The sequence below is a fragment of the Paracoccus lichenicola genome, from assembly GCF_009708075.1.
Classification (GTDB): Bacteria; Pseudomonadota; Alphaproteobacteria; order Rhodobacterales; family Rhodobacteraceae; genus Paracoccus; species Paracoccus lichenicola.
In genome coordinates this window covers 26,999-44,451 of sequence record NZ_WMBT01000006.1, presented here as the reverse complement: position 1 = coordinate 44,451, position 17,453 = coordinate 26,999, and the positions used below count along the sequence as shown (strand labels likewise).

The following is a 17,453-nucleotide window of genomic DNA, read 5'->3' as shown; positions in this document are numbered from 1 at the left end:
GAAATGATGCTGAACGACGCCACCGATGCCCTTGCCCCCCTGCTGCCCCTCGGCGTGCTGCGGGAGATCGGCCCTGCCTATCTGGAAGAACCGCGCGGCCGCTACAAGGGCCGGGCGGGCCTGGTCGCGGCCCCCCGCACGGTCGAGGAGGTCGCGGCGGTGGTCCGCGCCTGCGCCAATGCGGGCGTGCCCATCGTCCCGCGCGGCGGCGGCACGGGCCTGGTGGGCGGGCAGGTGATGTCTGATGGCACCATGCCCCTGCTGCTGTCGCTGGAACGGATGACCGCCATCCGCGCGGTTTACCCCGAGGAAGGCGTGATCGTGGCCGAGGCGGGCGCCACCCTGCACCAGGTGCGCGATGCCGCAGCCAAGGTCGGGCGGCAGTTCCCCCTGGCGCTGGCCTCGGGCGGAACGGCGCAGTTGGGGGGCGTCTTGGCCACCAATGCGGGCGGGGTGAACGTGCTGCGCTACGGCAACGCTCGCGCCCTGTGCCTGGGGGTCGAGGCCGTCTTGCCGCAGGGCCAGGTCATGCATGACCTCAAGCGCCTGCGAAAGGACAACACCGGCTACGACATCCGCGACCTGCTGATCGGGGCCGAGGGCACGTTGGGCATCATCACCGCCGCCTCCCTGGTGCTGGCCCCGGTGCCTGCCGAAATCGGAGTCGCCATGCTGGTCGTGGAATCGCCCGAGGCCGCGCTGACCCTGCTGTCGCTGGCGCAGGCCCGGATGGCGGGCGGCGTGACGGCCTTCGAGCTGATCTCGGGCGAGGGGCTGCGCTTCCTGGACGCGGCCTTCCCCGACCTGCGCCAACCCTTCGCCGATTGCCCCGACTGGCTGGTCCTGATCGAGGTTGGCCTGCCTTCCGGCCTTTCCGCCGACGCCGCCCTTGAGGGCCTGTTCACGGACGCCGCCGAGGCGGGCCTGGTCCACGACGGCGTGATCGCCCGGTCCGGCCAGCAGGCCGCCGATCTGTGGGCCATCCGCGAAACCATCCCCGAAGCCAACCGCCACATCGGCGCCATCGCCAGCCACGACATCAGCCTGCCCCTGTCGGAAATCGCCCGCTTCATCCGCGATTGCAGCGCGGTGCTGGCGGGCATGGCGGACCTGCGCATCAATTGCTTCGGCCACCTGGGCGACGGCAACCTGCATTTCAACCTGTTCCCGGTCCAGGGGAAGACCCGCGACGCCTATGACGGGGTTCGGCGTGCCCTGTCGCGGGCGGTGCACGAGATGGTCGTGGCGCGCGGCGGGTCGTTCTCGGCGGAACACGGGGTCGGGCGGCTGAAGGCGGCGGAGCTGGCCGAATGGGGCGATCCCGCGCGGCTGGCCGCGATGCGCGCGATCAAGGACGCGCTGGACCCGGCGGGGATCATGAATCCGGGCGTCATATTAGGTTAATAGCGATGAATATGCGTCTTGCTTGGTTGCTATTTCTCTTGGGTGTTTGTGCTTTAGCGGTTTTCATAGTCATGGGGGGAGGTGGCTTCTTCCGAGAACTTGGAAGCAACCAAAAGGCATTGTCCGGGACGATACTGGGTATCGCTCTTGGTGCCATAGTTGCGAATATAAATGCGTATTTCACTGCCCGCGATTCTAGGGAAGCGGTTAAGATAACAACACTTGGTCTTCAAATTGATCTGGCGCTGGAAATGGGGGTAATACACGTATTTCTCCATCATCTTATACAAGATGATGATCTAAAGGAAAATTTTAGATCTGGATTAACCCAAACGATTAATTCTGCCATCAGTAAGACAGAAGAAATTGCAAAAATGTTGGGAGACAAAAATCCCCAGAGGAATTTGGCAGCACAAAGACTAAAAATGGGTTTGGAAGCCTTCAAGCACCAACTCACGAAAGACACCTTAGAGGAGCTAAAAGCGTCATTCGACAACCTCACTAGTCTTCTGGCAAAGCTTGATAAAGCCTGATTTGAGCGTTTGCTCTCATCACGGACTTAAGGTCGAACAGGTCATTCCCCCTCGAACCCGCACAAGACATGAACCTCATGCCCCAACCCTTCCAGCACCCTTCGTCCGCCCAAATCCGGCAGGTCGATGACAAACGCACAGCCCACCACCTTCGCCCCCAGCCTTTCGCACAGACTGATCCCCGCCGCAGCTGTTCCGCCCGTCGCCAGCAGGTCGTCCACGATCAGCACCCGCTCGCCCGGTTTCAAGGCGTCGTCATGGACCTCGACCACGGCCTCGCCGTATTCCAGCTGATAGGCTTGGGAAATCACCGCACCCGGCAGCTTGCCCTTCTTGCGGATCGGGACAAAGCCGGTGGAGAGCTGATGCGCGACCGCGCCGCCCAGGATGAAGCCGCGCGCCTCCAACCCCACGACCTTGTCGATCCGCGCGCCCGCATAGGGGGCCAGCAGTTGATCCACCGCGATGCGGAAGCCGCGCGCGTCCGCGAACAGCGTGGTCACGTCGCGGAACAGGATCCCTTCGTGCGGGAAATCGGCGATGGTTCGGATATAGTTCTTGACGTTCAAACTCATACGGGGCGGTCCATCTGGAACAACTCGGTGACGGCGCAATAATCCTTGTAGCCAAGCCGCGCCAGCCAGCCGCCCGCCGCGCGCGGGTCGAAGCGGCCGTCCACCACGCAATCGTCGCGGAGATGCACCCCCGTCACCACGCCGAAGACGACGTAATTCGCCTCGCCCGCCAGGGGCAGGACGCGGGTCATCCGGCATTCCAGCGCGGCGGCGGCGCCCGCCACGCGCGGGCAGGCGATGGTCTCGCATTCCGCGGCGGCGATGCCGCAGGCCTGGAACTCGTCGGTGCCGGCGGGCAGGGGGGCGGAACTGGCGTTCACCTGATCGCGCAGGTCGCCCGTGGCGATGTTGACGCAAAAGACGCCCGATTCGATGATCTGCGCCACGCTGTCCTTGGTGCCGTTGCGATCCGGCTTGGCGCTGGTGGACGCGAACATCACCTGCGGCGGCACGTAAGCGACCGCGTTGAAGAACGAATAGGGCGCGAGGTTGTCGCCCTGGGATCCGCGCGTGGAAATCCAGCCGATGGGGCGCGGCGCGACGATGGCGTTGAAGGGGTTGTGGGGCAGCCCGTGGCCGTTTTCGGGGCGGTAGAACATCGCGGGCCTCCTGTGGGTTCATGCGCGCACAACCTGCCATCTGCCGCGCCGCGCCGCAATGCCCCGGGATGTTTCATCACCGGCAAGCCCATGCTAAGGCCCGCCCATAGGACAGGAGGCGCGATGTACGAGATCTGCCCCGAAACGCCCGCCGACGAACCCGAGGTCGAGGCGCTTTACGACCTGTGCTTCGCGCCGGGGCGGACCGCGCTGTCGTCCTATCGGTTGCGGGACGGGGTGCCCAAGGTGGCCGACCTGTGCTTGGTGCTGCGCGCCGACGGCATCCTGCTGGCCGCGATCCGCTTCTGGCCGGTGCGCGTGGGGGGCCGGCCGGTGCTGCTGCTGGGACCGATCGCCGTCCATCCGACCGCCCAGGGCGAGGGCCTGGGCGGCCTTTTGATGCGCGACAGCCTGGCCCGCGCCCGCAAGCTTGGCTGGGACCGGGTGCTGCTGGTAGGGGACGCGCCCTATTACGGCCGCTTCGGCTTTGCGCGGCTGGACGATGTCGTCATGCCGCCGCCCACCAACCCCGCGCGCGTGCTGGGGCTGGAACTTCGGCCCGGGGCCTGGGTTGACGTGGCGGGACCGGTGACGCGCGAAACGCTGCCCGCTGCGGCAGGAATATCGCGCGGCGCCAAGGACCTGTCGGCCTGCGTCACGGTCGATCACCCGAAAGAGGATAGCGATGCCGACCAATCCGCAACTGGTGCTTCCGCCGATCAATGACCCTTCCGTCCACGCCCAGATCGACCGTCTGGCGCGGCGATACCTGGATGCCGGCGGGTTGGGGATGGAGATCATGTCGGTCGTCGGCAACAGCGCCGAGGGGTTGATCGAAAAGCTGCCCGGCTTCGTGCGCAACCGGATGGACCGCATCACCCGCGCGGCGCTGAACCGGGCCTTCGCGGCGGCCACCACCTCGCGCAAGATGGTGCGCGACCGGGGGGACTGGTTCAACCGCATGGCCTCGACCGTCAGCGGGGCGGCGGGGGGCGTGGGCGGCTTCGCGGGCGCCATGATCGAGCTGCCCTTCACGATCACGCTGCTGCTGCGCGCCATGCTGGACATCGCCGTGGAACACGGCCTCGATCCCGACAGCGAGGAGGTGCGGATGGAATGCCTGCGCATCTTCGCCGCCGCAGGCCCGATGGCCGAGGATGACGCGACCGACCTGGGCCTGCTGGCCGCGCGCATGTCGGTCACGGGCCAGACGGTGCAGGGCCTCATCAGCAAGGTCGCGCCGCGCCTGTCGGTGTCGATGGGCCAGAAACTGGCCGCCCAGGCCGCGCCCATCTTCGGCGCCGTGGTGGGCGCGTCGATCAACTACACCTTCACGCGGTATTACCAGGAACTGGCCCGCGTCCATTTCGGCATCATCCGGCTGTCGCACGAAACCGGCATCCCGAAAGAGGCCCTGATCGAGGCGCTGCGCCTCTCCATCGACCGCCTGGACCATCGCAGGGCGGCACGCTGACTCTTTCACCTTTGCCTAAATATCCTCGGGGGGTCCGGGGGGCGAAGCGCCCCCGGCCACCGCGGGACGCTAATCCTCCTCGGCCGCCAGTTCCATGGCGACCTGCACGTCCAGGTCGTCCGTCCCCAGTGGCGCCGATGGCCGGGCCAGCCGCGCCTTGGTCACCCACAGCAGCCGTTCCTGCGCCCGCGTGATCGCGACATAGGCCAGCCGCTTCCACAGGGGGATCCCCGCCTCGGACCGGTTGGACCAGGCGGCCGCCGCGATGTCTGGACCAAAGACCTGCACATCGGGCCATTGCGAGCCTTGCGCCTTGTGGATCGTCACCGCCGCGCCGTGCAGGAAGGTCGCGCCCATGCGGGCGGCAAAGGGAATGAAGGGTTCGTCCTCGTCCGGCAGTTCGATCTTGACGATGCTGGCCGCCGACAGGCGCGGATCCTCGGCCCCGATCACGTGCAGGCGCGAAAAGCCGGGCTTTCGGCCGGGGCCGAGGTAAACCACCTGCGCGCCCTTGATCAGCCCGCGCGCTTCCAGGTCGATGCGCTTCTTGCGGTGCTTCAGCGGCAGTTCCAGCCCGTCGCAGATCAGCGGCTCTCCGGGCAGCAGCGCGTCGCCCGGCGCGCCATAGGCCGCACGGAAGGCGTGGATCAGCCGGATCCGGGTGGCATTGCGCCAGACCAAGACCGGGCTGCGCGCCATCAGGTCGCTTTCCACCCGTTCCGCCCAGACCACCCGGTCGTCGCCTCGCGCCGCCTTGCGGATCAGGCTTTCAAAGCCCTCGAAGGACAGCGCGTCGTCGGACAGCGCATGGGCCAGATCCAGGATCGGGCTGTCGTCGGCCTGGCGATGAATCCGGTTCAGGACCAGACGCTGCGACGGGGCCAGCTTGTCGAACACCATCTCGCCCGACTGGCCCACGGGGGCCAACTGCGCGGGGTCGCCGAACAGCACCAGCAGCGGAAAGATCTCGCGCAGATCCTCGAGCTGCTTTTCATCCAGCATGGACGCCTCGTCGATCAGCCCCACATCCAGCGCATCCTCGCGCCGTTTCCAGCCGCGGATGAAATCCGATCCGCGCAGGCCCGCCGCCGCCAGGGCGCCTGGAATGGAGGTGTGCTGGTCATAAAATGACTTGGCCCGGTCCAGGGCGATGTCCGTCATCCCCTCGACCGCGGGCCGGTCGCCGGTGCCGGACAGCCATTCCGCCAGCTTTTCGTATTCGGGATCATAGACGGGGGTGTAAAGGATCCGGTGGATCGTCGTCGCGGGCACGCCGCGCATCCGCAGCACGAAGGCCGCCTTGTTCGTCGGCGCCAGGATCGCCACGCTGCGCCGGTCCTTGCGGCGGCGGCCTTCGTAATCGCCGCTGACGATCTCGACCCCCGCCTCGCGCAGGGCCTTGGTGATCCGCGACAACAGCAGCGTCTTACCCGATCCGGCCTTGCCGATCACCGCCATGACCCGGCCCTTGCCGGGCTGCGGCGGGGCCAGGTCCCGGGCGATCAGGTCGATGCCGTTCGCGCCGAAGGCCTCGGCCAGGGCGTCCCAGGCTTCAGCCTGGTCGGGGGACAGGGTGGGGGCGGGGGCGGTCATTCCACCCCTCTAACGCGCGGCGCGGCGATTGCCCATGCAACTTTTTGCCCGCCCATGCGTGTATGAAGGATCGTCGAAAGGAACGCGCGATGATCGAGTTGTTCTTTGTCACCTGCCTGATCGCCGACCCGCAACGCTGCACCGAACACAGCCTGCTGTTCGAGGAACAGAACGGCCTTTTCACCTGCATGTTGGAAGGCCAGAACGAACTGGCCCGATGGGTCGAGACCCATCCCCGCGATCAGGTGAAAACCTGGAAATGCCGCCGCGCGGAACAGACCGACATTCCGATCTGAACCGAAGCGGTCGTCATCCTGATCAAAGCCGCGCCAGATCGGTCCGGCCCTTGTCCAATTGTGCTGCCCTTCCTGCATCACGGCGCGGATTCACGCGGGAATCACGCCGTCATGAGAATCATCCCCTACCTTCATTGACGGGAGGTCGAACCGAAGACGGGAAAGGATGATCCGATGATCGAATTGCTGTTTGTCAGTTGCCTGTCCACCGATCCTGACAGGTGCCAGGACCGCGCGCTGCTCTTTGTCGAGACGAACCTGATGGCCTGCATGGTGCATGGCCAGCAACAGATTGCCGAATGGATTGACGCCCACCCCCATGAAACCGTGCGGGAATGGAAATGCCGCACGATCGACCAGCGAGAGGCCCGGATCTGACGCGGCCTGTCGCGCGGCCTTGACGGGACAAGGACCGCCCGCCGGGCAGTCCCGTCCCTTGCCGCGGCGCGTCAGATCCTGCGACCGGCTTCGAGCGCGTCCTCGAAGGTGCGCAGCCCGGTCGTGGGCGCCTGGACCAGCACCGACATGTTGCCGGGCTTGTGCTGGTTCCTCATCATCTTGACGTGGGCCGCCGGGATTTCCGCCCAGGGAAACACCTCGGACATGCAGGGATCCAGGCGGCGTTCCAGCATCAGCCTGTTGGCCGCCGACGCCTGCTTCAGATGCGCGAAATGCGACCCCTGGATGCGCTTCTGGTGCATCCACAGATAGCGCACGTCGAAGGTGCAGTTGAAACCCGTGGTGCCTGCGCAGATCACCACCATGCCGCCCTTCTTGCAGACGAAGGTGCTGACCGGGAAAGTGGCCTCGCCCGGGTGTTCGAAGACGATGTCGACGTTGTTGCCCTTGCCGGTGATGTCCCAGATGGCCTTGCCGAACTTGCGGACCTCGTTGAACCAGTCCTTGTATTCGGGGGTGTTCACGGTGGGCAGCTGCCCCCAGCAATTGAATTCCTTGCGGTTGATGACGCCCTTGGCGCCCAGGCCCATCACGAAGTCGCGCTTGTCCTCCTCGGAGATGACGCCGATGGCGTTGCCGCCCGCCGCGTTGATCAGCTGGATCGCATAGGACCCGAGGCCCCCGGACGCGCCCCAGACCAGCACGTTCATGCCGGGCTTCAACTCGTGCGGCTCGTGCCCGAACAGCATCCGGTATGCAGTGGCCAGCGTCAGGGTATAGCAGGCCGATTCCTCCCATGTCAGGTGCTTGGGGCGGGGCATCAGCTGCTGGGACTGGACGCGGGTGAACTGGGCGAAGCTGCCGTCGGGCGTCTCGTATCCCCAGATGCGCTGCGTGGGCGAATACATCGGGTCGCCGCCGTTGCATTCCTCGTCGTCGCCGTCGTCCTGGTTGCAATGGACCACGACCTCGTCGCCGACTTTCCAGCGTTTCACCTTGTCGCCCACCGCCCAGACGATCCCCGAGGCGTCCGACCCGGCGATGTGATAAGGCTGCTTGTGCACGTCGAACATGCTGACGGGTATCCCGAGACCCGCCCAGATGCCGTTGTAGTTGACGCCCGCCGCCATCACCAGGACCAGCACCTCGTTGCTGTCGATGCTGGGGGTTTCCACGACCTCGAGCTGCATGGCCTTGTCAGGCTCGCCCTGGCGTTCGCGGCGGATCGCCCAGGCGTGCATCCTTGCCGGCACATGGCCCAGGGGCGGCATCTCTCCGATGTCGTACAGATCCTTGACGGGGGCGTCATAGGGGGCAATCGGGGTGGGGGCATCTAGGGCCATCAATGTCTCCTGTCATCTGCTGCGGCGCAGAATCGCCGCTGTCCGGTTCCAGAGGTAAATGATGACCGCGCAAGATTGCAACAACTTCGGACTGCAACCGGCAATAAAATGTCCGACGTTTGCGTGCCGTTGCCGCACTGCGGCGAATTGACGGCGCATGTTTGTTTCGGTATCGCTTTTTTGTCAGAAATATTGTTGCGAGGCGACGATGGCGCAGAAGGACAAACCCTGGCTGTTCCGCACCTATGCGGGTCATTCCACGGCCGAGAAATCGAACGCGCTGTATCGCGGCAACCTGGCCAAGGGGCAGACGGGCCTGTCGGTGGCCTTCGACCTGCCCACGCAGACCGGATACGACAGCGACCACGTGCTGGCGCGGGGCGAGGTCGGCAAGGTCGGCGTGCCCGTCTGCCATCTGGGCGACATGCGCACGCTGTTCGACGGCATCCCGCTGGAACAGATGAACACCTCGATGACGATCAACGCGACGGCCCCTTGGCTGCTGTCGCTGTATATCGCCGTGGCCGAGGAGCAGGGCGCGGACATCGCCAAGCTGCAAGGCACCGTCCAGAACGACCTGATCAAGGAATACCTGTCGCGCGGCACCTATATCTGCCCGCCCAAGCCGTCCTTGGCGATGATCACGGACGTGGCGGCCTATACGCGGGAACACCTGCCCAAGTGGAACCCGATGAACGTCTGTTCCTATCACTTGCAGGAAGCCGGCGCCACGCCGCAGCAGGAACTGGCCTATGCGTTGGCCACCGCCATCGCCGTGCTGGACGACCTGAAGGGCAAGGTTCCGTCCGATACCTTCCCCGAAATGGTGGGCCGCATCAGCTTCTTCGTGAACGCGGGCATCCGCTTCGTCACCGAGATGTGCAAGATGCGGGCGTTCACGGAACTGTGGAACGAGATCACGCGCGACCGCTACGGCATCGCGGATGAGAAATACCGCCGCTTCCGTTATGGCGTGCAGGTCAACAGCTTGGGGCTGACCGAACAGCAGCCCGAAAACAACGTGTACCGCATCCTGCTGGAGATGCTGGCCGTCACGCTGTCGAAAAACGCGCGGGCACGAGCCGTGCAGTTGCCTGCCTGGAACGAGGCCCTGGGCCTGCCGCGCCCCTGGGACCAGCAATGGTCGCTGCGGATGCAGCAGATCCTGGCCTATGAAACGGACCTGCTGGAATACGGCGACCTGTTCGACGGCAACCCCGTGATCGCGGCCAAGGTCGAGGAACTGAAGCAGGGCGCGCGCGACGAGTTGCGCCTGCTGGACGACATGGGCGGGGCGATCGCCGCCATCGACTACATGAAGGCGCGGCTGGTCGAATCGAACGCCGAACGGCTGGGACGGATCGAGACGAACGAAACCGTCGTGGTGGGCGTGAACCGCTGGCAGGGGGGCGAGCCTTCGCCCCTGACGGCGGGCGACGGCGGGATCATGGTCGTGGATCCTGCGGTGGAACAGGACCAGATCGCCCGGTTGCAGGCGTGGCGGGCGGCGCGGGACGAAGGCGCGGTGCAGTTGGCCCTTGGCGCGCTGCGCGACGCGGCGCGGCGGGGGGAAAACGTCATGCCCCATTCCATCGCGGCGGCCAAGGCAGGCGCCACCACCGGCGAATGGGCGGGCGTGATGCGGCAGGTGCATGGCGAATACCGCGGCCCGACCGGCGTGTCGGCCAATCCGTCGAACCGCACCGAGGGGCTGGAGGAGATCCGCGAGGCCGTCGATGCCGTCAGCGCCCGCCTGGGACGGCGGCTGAAGTTCGTGGTGGGCAAGCCGGGCCTGGACGGCCATTCCAACGGCGCCGAACAGATCGCCTTCCGCGCGCGGGACTGCGGCATGGACATCACCTATGAAGGCATCCGCCTGACGCCCGAGCAGATCGTGGCCCGCGCGGCCGAGGAAGGCGCCCATGTCGTGGGCCTGTCGATCCTGTCGGGCAGCCACCTGCCGCTGATCGAGGATCTGATGGCCCGCATCCGCGCGGCGGGCCTGGATCATGTCCCGGTGATCGTGGGCGGCATCATCCCCGACGAGGACGCGGCCCGGTTGCAGGCGATGGGGGTGGCGCGGGTCTATACGCCCAAGGATTTCCAGTTGAACGCGATCATGATGGACATCGTGGCCCTGGTCGAGCCAAGCGTCGAGGCGGCTTGACGCTGCCATTCACCTTTGTCGAAATATCCCGGGGGAGTCCCGCAGGGACGGGGGCAGCGCCCCCATTCTACCCTGCAACGCAAAACGCCGCCCGGTCGGGGCGGCGTTTCGCGATTTCGGGGCAGGGCTGTTTAGAAGCCGAGGCCCGCGTATTTCGACTTGAACTTCGACACGCGGCCGCCGGTGTCCATCAGCTTGGCCGAACCGCCGGTCCAGGCCGGATGCACGGTCGGGTCGATGTCCAGCGTCATGGTCTGGCCTTCCGAACCCCAGGTCGAGCGGGTCTGGTAGGTGGTGCCGTCGGTCATCTTGATCTCGATGGCGTGGTAATCGGGATGAATGTCTTTTCTCATCGGATGATCCCTCAGGCTTTCGCGTCGGACAGCGGGCGATAGTTGGTTTTCTCGACGATACGGGCCGACTTGCCGCGACGGTCGCGCAGGTAATACAGCTTGGCGCGGCGGACCTTGCCGCGGCGCACGACCTCGATCGAATCGATGTTGGTCGAATAGAGCGGGAACACGCGTTCCACGCCTTCGCCAAAGCTGATCTTGCGCACGGTGAAGCTGGCCGCGATGGTGGCGCCGCCCTTGCGCGCGATGCACACGCCTTCGTACATCTGGACGCGCGACCGCGTGCCTTCGGTCACCTTGTAGCCGACACGGATGGTGTCGCCGGCCTTGAAGTCCGGGATGGTCTTGCCGAGCGAGGCAATCTGCTCGGCTTCGAGTTCTGCGATCAGGTTCATCGCCTGGGTTCCTTGTCATGCTCGCGGTGGTTCCGCGATTGGTCTGATGCGCCCGAGAGCTGTCGGTCCTTTGCCGGGTCCATACCGTCCTGGTATGCCCGCCACAGGTCGGGGCGGCGTTGCTTGGTCAGCCTTTCGGCCTCACCGGCCCTCCAACGATGAATGGCCGCGTGATTGCCGGACAGCAGAACCTCCGGTATCTCGCGGCCTTCCCATTGGGCGGGCTTCGTGAACTGGGGGGCTTCCAGAAGCCCCCTGTTGCCGATGGAAAAGGATTCCTCGGCCAGAGAGTCGTGATTCCCCAGCACGCGCGGTATAAGGCGAACCGTCGCGTCGATCAAGACCTGAGCGGCGATCTCTCCGCCCGTCAGGACATAATCGCCGATGCTGATTTCCTCGATGTCGTGGGCGTCCAGCACCCGCTGGTCCACGCCCTCGAACCGGCCGCAGATCAGGGTGACGCCGTTGCCCCCCGCCAGGTCGCGGGCGCGGGCTTGCGTCAGGGGGGTACCGCGCGGGGACATGTAGATCACCGGGCGGGGCAGGCCTTGCCGGGCTTCGCGCAGGGCGGCGTCCATCACGTCGGCGCGGATCACCATGCCCGCGCCGCCGCCCGCGGGCGTGTCATCGACGTTGCGGTGGCGGCCGATGCCGAAGTCGCGCAGGGGGATGGTGCGCAGGTTCCACAGCCCCTGAGCCAGCGCCTTGCCGGTCAGCGACAGGCCCAGGATGCCGGGAAAGGCCTCGGGGAACAGGGTGACGATGCTGGCGGTCCAGGCGCCTTGCACCTGCGGTTCCGCCATCAGCTCGCGCGGGCGCAGGCTGGGGGTGATGGACAAGCGGCCGTGGGACTTGGGCTGGTCACTCATCGGTGGCAGGGGGGTCGGCGACGATACGGCGCGCCGTCAGATCGACGGTGGGCACGACGGCACGGGTGAAGGGCAGCAGCAGCACGTCCTTGGTGCCCACGACCTCCAGGATGTCGCCCGCGCCGTGGTCGAAGATCGCGCGGACCCGGCCCAGGACGGCGCCGCCGGGATCAACGACCTCCAGCCCGATCAGGTCGGCGTGATAGAATTCGTCGTCGGGCAACGAGGGCAGAGCGGCGCGCGGCGCCCACAGGGTCGTGCCGCGCAGCGCCTCGGCATCTTCCCGCGTCGCCACGCCCGACAGGCGCGCGCCCAGGCCGCCGGTGACGGGGCGGGTCAGCTTGACGGTAAAGCTGCGGGTGCCGTCCTCGGTCGTCAGGGGGGTGTATTTCGCGATGTCCGCAGGCTCGGCACAAAAGCTTTTCAGCCGCACCTCGCCACCGACCCCGAAGGCCCCGGCGATCGCGCCCACGCAGATGCGGTCTTGTGACATGCGGTCCCCTTGATGGAAAAGGGCGGGGTTGCCCCCGCCCGTCGTGATTATTCGGCCTCGGCGGGGGCGGCGGCTTTCGCGACCTTTTCCGCGGCGCGGGCGGTGGCTTTCTTGCCCGGCTCGGCCTTCTTCATGTTGGCGCGCGTGGCCTTTTCACGGACGCCCGCGGCTTCCAGGAAGCGGGCCACGCGGTCGGTCGGCTGCGCGCCTTGGTCCAGCCAATGCTTGGCGCGGTCCAGGTCCAGCTTGATGCGGTCTTCGCTGTCTTTCGCCAGCAGCGGGTTGTAGGTGCCCAGCTTTTCCAGAAAGCGGCCGTCGCGCGGCATCCGCGAGTCGGACACGACGATGGCGTAATGCGGGCGCTTCTTGCTGCCGCCACGGGCCAGACGGATTTTCGTTGCCATTGGGATTCTCCTTGTGAATGGCGGGTGCGGGGCAGGCGCCCCTCAGGATTGGAAGGTTTCGTGATGCCGGATCACTTCGGCGATCACGAAGTTCAGCAGTTTGCGCGCGAAGTCCGGGTCCAGGTCGGCCTCGCGCGCGAGGCGTTCCAGCCGCTCGATCTGCTGCGCTTCGCGGGCAGGGTCGGACGGCGGAAGATCGTGTCGGGCCTTGAGACGGCCGACGGATTGGGTGTGCTTGAAGCGTTCGGCCAGCGTATAGACCAGGATCGCGTCCAGCCGGTCGATGCTGGCGCGGTGGTCGCGCAGCAGGTCTGCCGCGCGGGCGACGGGATCGGTCGCGTTATCTGTGGCGGCGTCCATCATTTCTTCCCGAACAGCCCCGACAAGCCGCCGGGCAGACCGGCCTTGCCCAGTTGGCCGCCCAGGCCGCGCGGATCCTGCAGCATCTTCTGCGCCTCGGCCATCTTGGCGGGGTCGAAGTTTTCCATGTCGGGCAGCCCGCCGCCCTTGCCGGTCATGGCGCGCATGGCCTGCTTCAGCATCCCGCCCTTGCCCATCTTGCCCAGCTTCTTCATCGTATCGGCCATCTGCTTCTGCATCTTCAGCAGCTTGTTCAGTTCCGACACCTCCATGCCCGCGCCCGCCGCGATCCGCTTCTTGCGGCTGGCCTGCAGCATGTCGGGATTGGCGCGTTCCTTTTTCGTCATGGAATTGATCAGCGCGATCTGCCGGGCGATGGCGCGGTCGTCCATGCCCGCGGCCTCGGCCTGCTTGGCCATCTTGGCCATGCCGGGCATCATGCCCATGATGGACTGCATCCCGCCCATCTTCTGCATCTGTTCCAGCTGGCCTTTCAGGTCGTTCATGTTGAACAGCCCCTTCTGGAACCGCTTCATCATGCGCTCGGCCTGCTCGACCTCCAGCACCTGCTGGGCCTTCTCGACCAGGGCCACGATGTCGCCCATCCCAAGGATCCGGCCCGCGACGCGCTGCGCGTCGAAGGTTTCCAGCGCGTCCATCTTTTCGCCAAGGCCCACGAAGCGGATCGGCTTGCCGGTGACGGCGCGCATCGACAGGGCCGCGCCGCCGCGCCCGTCGCCGTCCATCCGCGTCAGCACCACCCCCGAGATGCCGACCTTGCCGTCGAACTCGGTCGCGACGTTCACGGCGTCCTGGCCGGTCAGGCCATCGACGACCAGCAGCGTTTCGCGCGGCTGCGCGATGTCGCGGACGGCCTGGACCTCATCCATCAGGGCCTGGTCGATGTGCAGACGCCCGGCGGTGTCCAGCATCACCACGTCATAGCCGCCAAGCGCCGCCTGCTGTTTCGCGCGGCTCGCGATCTGCGGGGCGGTCTGGCCCGGCACGATGGGCAGGGTATCGACGCCGATCTGTTGGCCCAGGATCGCAAGCTGCTCCATCGCCGCCGGGCGGTTGGTGTCGAGCGACGCCATCAGCACGCGCTTCTTCTCGCGCTCCTTGAGGCGCAGGGCCAGCTTCGCGGTGGTTGTGGTCTTGCCGGACCCTTGCAGGCCGACCATCAGGATCGGCGCGGGCGGGTTGTCGATGCGCAGCGCGTCGGGCGCATCCTCGCCTTGCAGGGTCCTGATCAGCTCGTCATGGACGATCTTGACGACCTGCTGGCCCGGGGTGATCGACTTGGTGACGGCAGACCCGGTGGCCTTCTGCGTGACGGCCTTGACGAAGTTGCGCGCCACCGGCAGGGAAACGTCAGCCTCCAGCAGGGCCACGCGGACCTCGCGCATGGCGGCGGTCACGTCGTCCTCGGTCAGCGCCCCCTGCTTGGTCAGCCGGTCGAAGACGCCGCCCAAACGGTCGGAAAGGTTCTCGAACATCGCCGGGCCTCCTTCGGTCCAAAACAGGTTGGCCCCCGTGGGCGCGACGCGCTGACGGGGGGCGATCCCCGTGATGGACGGGGACCGGAAGGGACAGTCCTTCCGGGAATCCAGGGGCTGATACAAAAGAATGGCCCGCGAGTCAACGCGGGCCGTGGGTCATCACGGCTTGATGTTCACCGGCAAGCGGAATTCCAGCGGCCGGTCGGGCATGTCCGGAGTGAAGGGCGGTTGTTTCTGGGCGTTGCGAATGACGCGAAGAACGGCCTGGTTCACTTGAGGATATGCAGAGGCGCGTTCAAGCCTGATGTCGGTGATCTCTCCCCCGGGCGTGACGGTCAACCTGGCGATCACCTGATGAGGGGGCGTGCCCTCCTCCACGCCGCCGACATGGATCTGTCGGAGGAGATTCCGGTGCAGCAAGGACGCTCATTCCTGCCTGTCCGTCGGTCTTTCACGTTCCACCTTGCCGAAGGATGTGCCTTGGGCAAGGGCCGGTCCCGTGGCAGGCAGGGTGAGGCCGAGACATGCAAGCATGGTCAGCAAGGCCAGCATCGGCGGAATAGCGCGATTTCTTGGAACAGGCATCGCCATCACCCCGGCTTCACACCGATTTCAAAGGATACGGTGATGGCATCGCCCTGCATGTCCGGGCTGAAAGGCGGCAGCCGCATGTTCGAGAAGCTGCGGACATAGGCCGCATCCATCGCCTTGCCCTTGGACCGCAGGATCACGACATCCGAAACGCGCCCGTCGCGCGTGATGATCAGGGCCACGGCGCCCGACCTGCGCGCGTTGCCGCCCGTCGTGTTCAGCGCGGTGTCGGAGCGGCGCAACGAGCGCCGGATTTCCTGCCGGAGCATCGCGTTCCATTGGCGCGCATTCTGCGGAGCCTGGGCGACCGAGGGGCCTTGCGCCTGCACCGTCACGGGCATGGCCAGGGTGACGGCAAGCAAAATCGCGATGGCGGCAAGAAATCTGGAAAACATGGTGATATCCGTTTCGGTGTCCGAACCTTATCGGATATGTATCACCAACTCGTAAATCGCCGCCACGCGGTAATCGTTAAAACACAAGGCAGGGCCGGCCTTGTGGCGGCCCTGCAATATCGCAGCTTCAGGCGGCCAGGTTTTCCAGCGCCTCTTGCGCGCGGGCCAGGCCCGCCTCGCGGTCCATGGCCAGGCGGTCGGCGGCCACGAAGTCCACGTCGGTGATCCCCAGGAAACCCAGCATGAAGCGGAGATAGCCCGAGGCATGGTCGAATTCCGACCCCATCGGCGTGCCCGCCGCGCTATAGGCGATGATGGCGCGGTTGCCTTTCAGCAGGCCCTCGGGACCCTCGGCGGTATAGCGGAAAGATTTTCCGGCCCGCGCAATCTGGTCCAGCCAGTTCTTCACCTGCGCCGGCAGGGTGAAGTTATAGACGGGCAGCCCGATCACCAGAACGTCGGCGGCCTGAACCTCGGCCAGGTAGGCGTCCGAGATGTCGATCAGGCGCTGCTGTTCGGGCGTGGGGTTTTCGGGGGCCATGCGGACGGCGGCGAACCAGTCGGTGTCGATGGCGGGCACGCCCTCGTTCAGGTCGCGATAGGTGACGCTCGCCTCGGGGTTGGCGGCGGTCAGCTTGGCCACGATGTCGGCCGTCAGCTTGCGCGAGACCGAGGCATCGCCGGTGATGGCGCTGTCGATATGCAGGATGTTCATGGCAGGTCCGTTCGGGTTTGGTGCGTTGGTGATGATTTAGGGCTATGCCCCGGCGAACGGAATGGCGATAAACGCGCAGTCTCTGTGCGGGGATGCACATGAATTTCGACAGTTGGGACGATCTTCGCATCGCGCTGGCCGTGGCGCGCAGCGGCACGGTCAGTGCCGCGGCCGAAACGCTGGGCGTCCACCACGCCACCGTGATCCGCCGCATCGACGGGCTGGAGGCGCAGTTGGGCGTCAAGCTGTTCCAGCGCCATCCGCGCGGCTATGCCCTGACCGAGGCGGGTCAGGCCATGCTGAAGGTCGCGGGCGAGGCCGACGAACGCTTTGCCCAGCTGGCCTCGCAGATCGCGGGCGGGGGCGACCGGATCGAGGGCGAGCTGGTCGTGACATCCTTGCCGGAACTGGCCGATGTGGTGATGCCCCGGCTGATCCGGCTGATGCGCCGGCATCCGGGGCTGCGGGTCAACTATGTCACCGACGTGCGCCTGTTCCGCCTGGACGCGGGCGAGGCGCATGTGGCGATCCGCGCGGGCAGCCAGCCGTCCGAGCCGGATTACGTCGTGCGTCCCATGGGAACGCTGCGGCATCCGGTCTATGCCGCGCCCGAATACATCGCGGCGCATGGCGCGGTGACGGACATCGCCGCGCATCCGCTGGCGCTGCTGGGACCGCAGGCGCGCAATGCGCCGCTGATGCGCTGGCTGCACGGCAGGATCGACCCGGCCCGGATCGTGCTGACCGCCAATGACGAGGCCGCGCGCGAGGCGGTGATCCGCGCGGGCCTTGCCATCGGTCCCCTGTCGCCGTCGCGCGCCGAAGGGCTGGTCGAGGTGATGGCCCTGCCCGAATGGGAATCGCGGCTGTGGCTGGTCACGCATGTCGATCTGCACCGTTCGCCCAAGGTCCAGGCGGCCGTCACCGCGCTGCGGGGCGCCTGACCCCCTTCACAGCCTGCAAGCCGCAGGCCAAGCTGCGCGGCAGGAGGAACCC

21 protein-coding genes and 1 pseudogene are annotated in these 17,453 nt (G+C 66.2%); 8 read left to right on the top strand and 14 right to left on the bottom strand.

Translation table 11 applies throughout. From position 1 onward, the window contains the following. Nucleotides 1-6 precede the first annotated feature (6 nt). Both GIY56_RS11345 and GIY56_RS11340 read left to right on the top strand, forming a co-directional pair. Nucleotides 7-1,404, top strand: a complete 1,398-nt coding sequence (locus GIY56_RS11345) for an FAD-binding oxidoreductase (RefSeq protein WP_154764969.1) — start codon at nt 7-9, stop codon at nt 1,402-1,404. A gap of 5 nt (nt 1,405-1,409) precedes the next feature. Then, nucleotides 1,410-1,937 (top strand): YjgN family protein, encoded by a 528-nt coding sequence (locus GIY56_RS11340; RefSeq protein WP_154764968.1) that lies wholly within the window; start codon nt 1,410-1,412, stop codon nt 1,935-1,937. 41 nt (nt 1,938-1,978) lie between these two features. Here the strand turns inward: GIY56_RS11340 and GIY56_RS11335 are convergent, their stop codons facing one another. Together GIY56_RS11335 and GIY56_RS11330 are read right to left on the bottom strand one after the other, a co-directional pair. Further along, the gene (locus tag GIY56_RS11335) at nt 1,979-2,512 is read right to left on the bottom strand and encodes an adenine phosphoribosyltransferase (RefSeq protein WP_154764967.1); all 534 of its coding nucleotides are present in this window, start codon (nt 2,510-2,512) and stop codon (nt 1,979-1,981) included. After that, on the bottom strand, nt 2,509-3,111 hold the full coding sequence (locus GIY56_RS11330) for a flavin reductase family protein (protein WP_154764966.1): 603 nt from the start codon (nt 3,109-3,111) through the stop codon (nt 2,509-2,511). Before GIY56_RS11330 ends, GIY56_RS11335 begins: the two co-directional genes overlap by 4 nt. Before the next feature lie 123 nt (nt 3,112-3,234). Here GIY56_RS11330 and GIY56_RS11325 point away from each other — a divergent pair. Then, nucleotides 3,235-3,708: pseudogene (locus GIY56_RS11325) on the top strand (GNAT family N-acetyltransferase); the annotation flags it as partial. An 88-nt stretch (nt 3,709-3,796) separates the two neighbouring features. Continuing rightward, on the top strand, nt 3,797-4,585 hold the full coding sequence (locus GIY56_RS11320) for an EcsC family protein (protein ID WP_154764964.1): 789 nt from the start codon (nt 3,797-3,799) through the stop codon (nt 4,583-4,585). Nucleotides 4,586-4,654: 69 nt separating this feature from the next. On the opposite strand, the gene GIY56_RS11315 is transcribed toward GIY56_RS11320, so the two are convergent. Beyond that, the gene (locus GIY56_RS11315; protein ID WP_154764963.1) at nt 4,655-6,178 is read right to left on the bottom strand and encodes an ATP-dependent DNA helicase; all 1,524 of its coding nucleotides are present in this window, start codon (nt 6,176-6,178) and stop codon (nt 4,655-4,657) included. Between the two features lie 89 nt (nt 6,179-6,267). Between GIY56_RS11315 and GIY56_RS11310 the strand changes: the two genes are divergently transcribed. Together GIY56_RS11310 and GIY56_RS11305 are read left to right on the top strand one after the other, a co-directional pair. Next, the gene (locus GIY56_RS11310; protein ID WP_154764962.1) at nt 6,268-6,474 is read left to right on the top strand and encodes a hypothetical protein; all 207 of its coding nucleotides are present in this window, start codon (nt 6,268-6,270) and stop codon (nt 6,472-6,474) included. A gap of 174 nt (nt 6,475-6,648) precedes the next feature. Next, the gene (locus tag GIY56_RS11305; RefSeq protein WP_154764961.1) at nt 6,649-6,852 is read left to right on the top strand and encodes a hypothetical protein; all 204 of its coding nucleotides are present in this window, start codon (nt 6,649-6,651) and stop codon (nt 6,850-6,852) included. Between the two features lie 71 nt (nt 6,853-6,923). Here GIY56_RS11305 and ccrA read toward each other — a convergent pair whose 3' ends face one another. Then, on the bottom strand, nt 6,924-8,216 hold the full coding sequence (gene ccrA / locus GIY56_RS11300) for a crotonyl-CoA carboxylase/reductase (RefSeq protein ID WP_154764960.1): 1,293 nt from the start codon (nt 8,214-8,216) through the stop codon (nt 6,924-6,926). Between the two features lie 208 nt (nt 8,217-8,424). Here ccrA and GIY56_RS11295 point away from each other — a divergent pair, with 208 nt between their 5' ends. Next, a complete protein-coding gene (locus GIY56_RS11295; protein WP_154764959.1) occupies nt 8,425-10,383 on the top strand; it encodes a protein meaA in 1,959 nt (652 codons plus the stop codon). Between the two features lie 131 nt (nt 10,384-10,514). On the opposite strand, the gene rpmE is transcribed toward GIY56_RS11295, so the two are convergent. The 10 genes from rpmE to GIY56_RS11245 form a co-directional block, all read right to left on the bottom strand. Then, the gene (rpmE, locus tag GIY56_RS11290; protein ID WP_154764958.1) at nt 10,515-10,736 is read right to left on the bottom strand and encodes a 50S ribosomal protein L31; all 222 of its coding nucleotides are present in this window, start codon (nt 10,734-10,736) and stop codon (nt 10,515-10,517) included. Between the two features lie 11 nt (nt 10,737-10,747). Next, the gene (gene rplS / locus GIY56_RS11285) at nt 10,748-11,131 is read right to left on the bottom strand and encodes a 50S ribosomal protein L19 (protein WP_154764957.1); all 384 of its coding nucleotides are present in this window, start codon (nt 11,129-11,131) and stop codon (nt 10,748-10,750) included. Next, nucleotides 11,128-12,000, bottom strand: coding sequence for a tRNA (guanosine(37)-N1)-methyltransferase TrmD (trmD, locus tag GIY56_RS11280; protein WP_154764956.1), 873 nt, complete (start codon nt 11,998-12,000; stop codon nt 11,128-11,130). The genes rplS and trmD overlap by 4 nt, the downstream gene beginning before the upstream one ends. After that, entirely contained in the window at nt 11,993-12,493 is a 501-nt protein-coding gene (gene rimM / locus GIY56_RS11275; RefSeq protein WP_154764955.1) for a ribosome maturation factor RimM, read from the bottom strand. Before rimM ends, trmD begins: the two co-directional genes overlap by 8 nt. Nucleotides 12,494-12,540: 47 nt before the next feature. Further along, the gene (gene rpsP, locus GIY56_RS11270) at nt 12,541-12,897 is read right to left on the bottom strand and encodes a 30S ribosomal protein S16 (RefSeq protein WP_154764954.1); all 357 of its coding nucleotides are present in this window, start codon (nt 12,895-12,897) and stop codon (nt 12,541-12,543) included. A gap of 42 nt (nt 12,898-12,939) precedes the next feature. Further along, nucleotides 12,940-13,257, bottom strand: a complete 318-nt coding sequence (locus tag GIY56_RS11265; protein WP_154764953.1) for a chorismate mutase — start codon at nt 13,255-13,257, stop codon at nt 12,940-12,942. Then, nucleotides 13,257-14,753, bottom strand: a complete 1,497-nt coding sequence (gene ffh / locus GIY56_RS11260; protein ID WP_154764952.1) for a signal recognition particle protein — start codon at nt 14,751-14,753, stop codon at nt 13,257-13,259. The genes GIY56_RS11265 and ffh overlap by 1 nt, the downstream gene beginning before the upstream one ends. A gap of 162 nt (nt 14,754-14,915) precedes the next feature. After that, nucleotides 14,916-15,176 (bottom strand): energy transducer TonB family protein, encoded by a 261-nt coding sequence (locus GIY56_RS11255; RefSeq protein WP_154764951.1) that lies wholly within the window; start codon nt 15,174-15,176, stop codon nt 14,916-14,918. A gap of 170 nt (nt 15,177-15,346) precedes the next feature. Beyond that, on the bottom strand, nt 15,347-15,742 hold the full coding sequence (locus GIY56_RS11250; protein ID WP_154764950.1) for an energy transducer TonB: 396 nt from the start codon (nt 15,740-15,742) through the stop codon (nt 15,347-15,349). A gap of 127 nt (nt 15,743-15,869) precedes the next feature. Beyond that, nucleotides 15,870-16,457 carry an FMN-dependent NADH-azoreductase gene (locus GIY56_RS11245; protein WP_154764949.1) on the bottom strand — a complete coding sequence of 196 codons (588 nt, stop codon included), beginning with the start codon at nt 16,455-16,457 and terminating at the stop codon, nt 15,870-15,872. Between the two features lie 98 nt (nt 16,458-16,555). On the opposite strand from GIY56_RS11245, the gene GIY56_RS11240 reads away from it, so the two are divergent. Further along, nucleotides 16,556-17,401: a LysR family transcriptional regulator gene (locus GIY56_RS11240; RefSeq protein ID WP_154764948.1), complete on the top strand. Its 846-nt coding sequence runs from the start codon at nt 16,556-16,558 to the stop codon at nt 17,399-17,401. Nucleotides 17,402-17,453: the final 52 nt, after the last annotated feature.

Bases quoted from the DNA above. Each gene is read 5' to 3' on its own strand.
- GIY56_RS11345 (WP_154764969.1), top strand. From the start codon at position 7: ATGCTGAACGACGCCACCGATGCCCTTGCCCCCCTGCTGCCCCTCGGC.
- GIY56_RS11340 (WP_154764968.1), top strand. From the start codon at position 1,410: ATGAATATGCGTCTTGCTTGGTTGCTATTTCTCTTGGGTGTTTGTGCT.
- GIY56_RS11335 (WP_154764967.1), bottom strand. From the start codon at position 2,512: ATGAGTTTGAACGTCAAGAACTATATCCGAACCATCGCCGATTTCCCG.
- GIY56_RS11330 (WP_154764966.1), bottom strand. From the start codon at position 3,111: ATGTTCTACCGCCCCGAAAACGGCCACGGGCTGCCCCACAACCCCTTC.
- GIY56_RS11320 (WP_154764964.1), top strand. From the start codon at position 3,797: ATGCCGACCAATCCGCAACTGGTGCTTCCGCCGATCAATGACCCTTCC.
- GIY56_RS11315 (WP_154764963.1), bottom strand. From the start codon at position 6,178: ATGACCGCCCCCGCCCCCACCCTGTCCCCCGACCAGGCTGAAGCCTGG.
- GIY56_RS11310 (WP_154764962.1), top strand. From the start codon at position 6,268: ATGATCGAGTTGTTCTTTGTCACCTGCCTGATCGCCGACCCGCAACGC.
- GIY56_RS11305 (WP_154764961.1), top strand. From the start codon at position 6,649: ATGATCGAATTGCTGTTTGTCAGTTGCCTGTCCACCGATCCTGACAGG.
- ccrA (WP_154764960.1), bottom strand. From the start codon at position 8,216: ATGGCCCTAGATGCCCCCACCCCGATTGCCCCCTATGACGCCCCCGTC.
- GIY56_RS11295 (WP_154764959.1), top strand. From the start codon at position 8,425: ATGGCGCAGAAGGACAAACCCTGGCTGTTCCGCACCTATGCGGGTCAT.
- rpmE (WP_154764958.1), bottom strand. From the start codon at position 10,736: ATGAGAAAAGACATTCATCCCGATTACCACGCCATCGAGATCAAGATG.
- rplS (WP_154764957.1), bottom strand. From the start codon at position 11,131: ATGAACCTGATCGCAGAACTCGAAGCCGAGCAGATTGCCTCGCTCGGC.
- trmD (WP_154764956.1), bottom strand. From the start codon at position 12,000: ATGAGTGACCAGCCCAAGTCCCACGGCCGCTTGTCCATCACCCCCAGC.
- rimM (WP_154764955.1), bottom strand. From the start codon at position 12,493: ATGTCACAAGACCGCATCTGCGTGGGCGCGATCGCCGGGGCCTTCGGG.
- rpsP (WP_154764954.1), bottom strand. From the start codon at position 12,897: ATGGCAACGAAAATCCGTCTGGCCCGTGGCGGCAGCAAGAAGCGCCCG.
- GIY56_RS11265 (WP_154764953.1), bottom strand. From the start codon at position 13,257: ATGGACGCCGCCACAGATAACGCGACCGATCCCGTCGCCCGCGCGGCA.
- ffh (WP_154764952.1), bottom strand. From the start codon at position 14,753: ATGTTCGAGAACCTTTCCGACCGTTTGGGCGGCGTCTTCGACCGGCTG.
- GIY56_RS11250 (WP_154764950.1), bottom strand. From the start codon at position 15,742: ATGTTTTCCAGATTTCTTGCCGCCATCGCGATTTTGCTTGCCGTCACC.
- GIY56_RS11245 (WP_154764949.1), bottom strand. From the start codon at position 16,457: ATGAACATCCTGCATATCGACAGCGCCATCACCGGCGATGCCTCGGTC.
- GIY56_RS11240 (WP_154764948.1), top strand. From the start codon at position 16,556: ATGAATTTCGACAGTTGGGACGATCTTCGCATCGCGCTGGCCGTGGCG.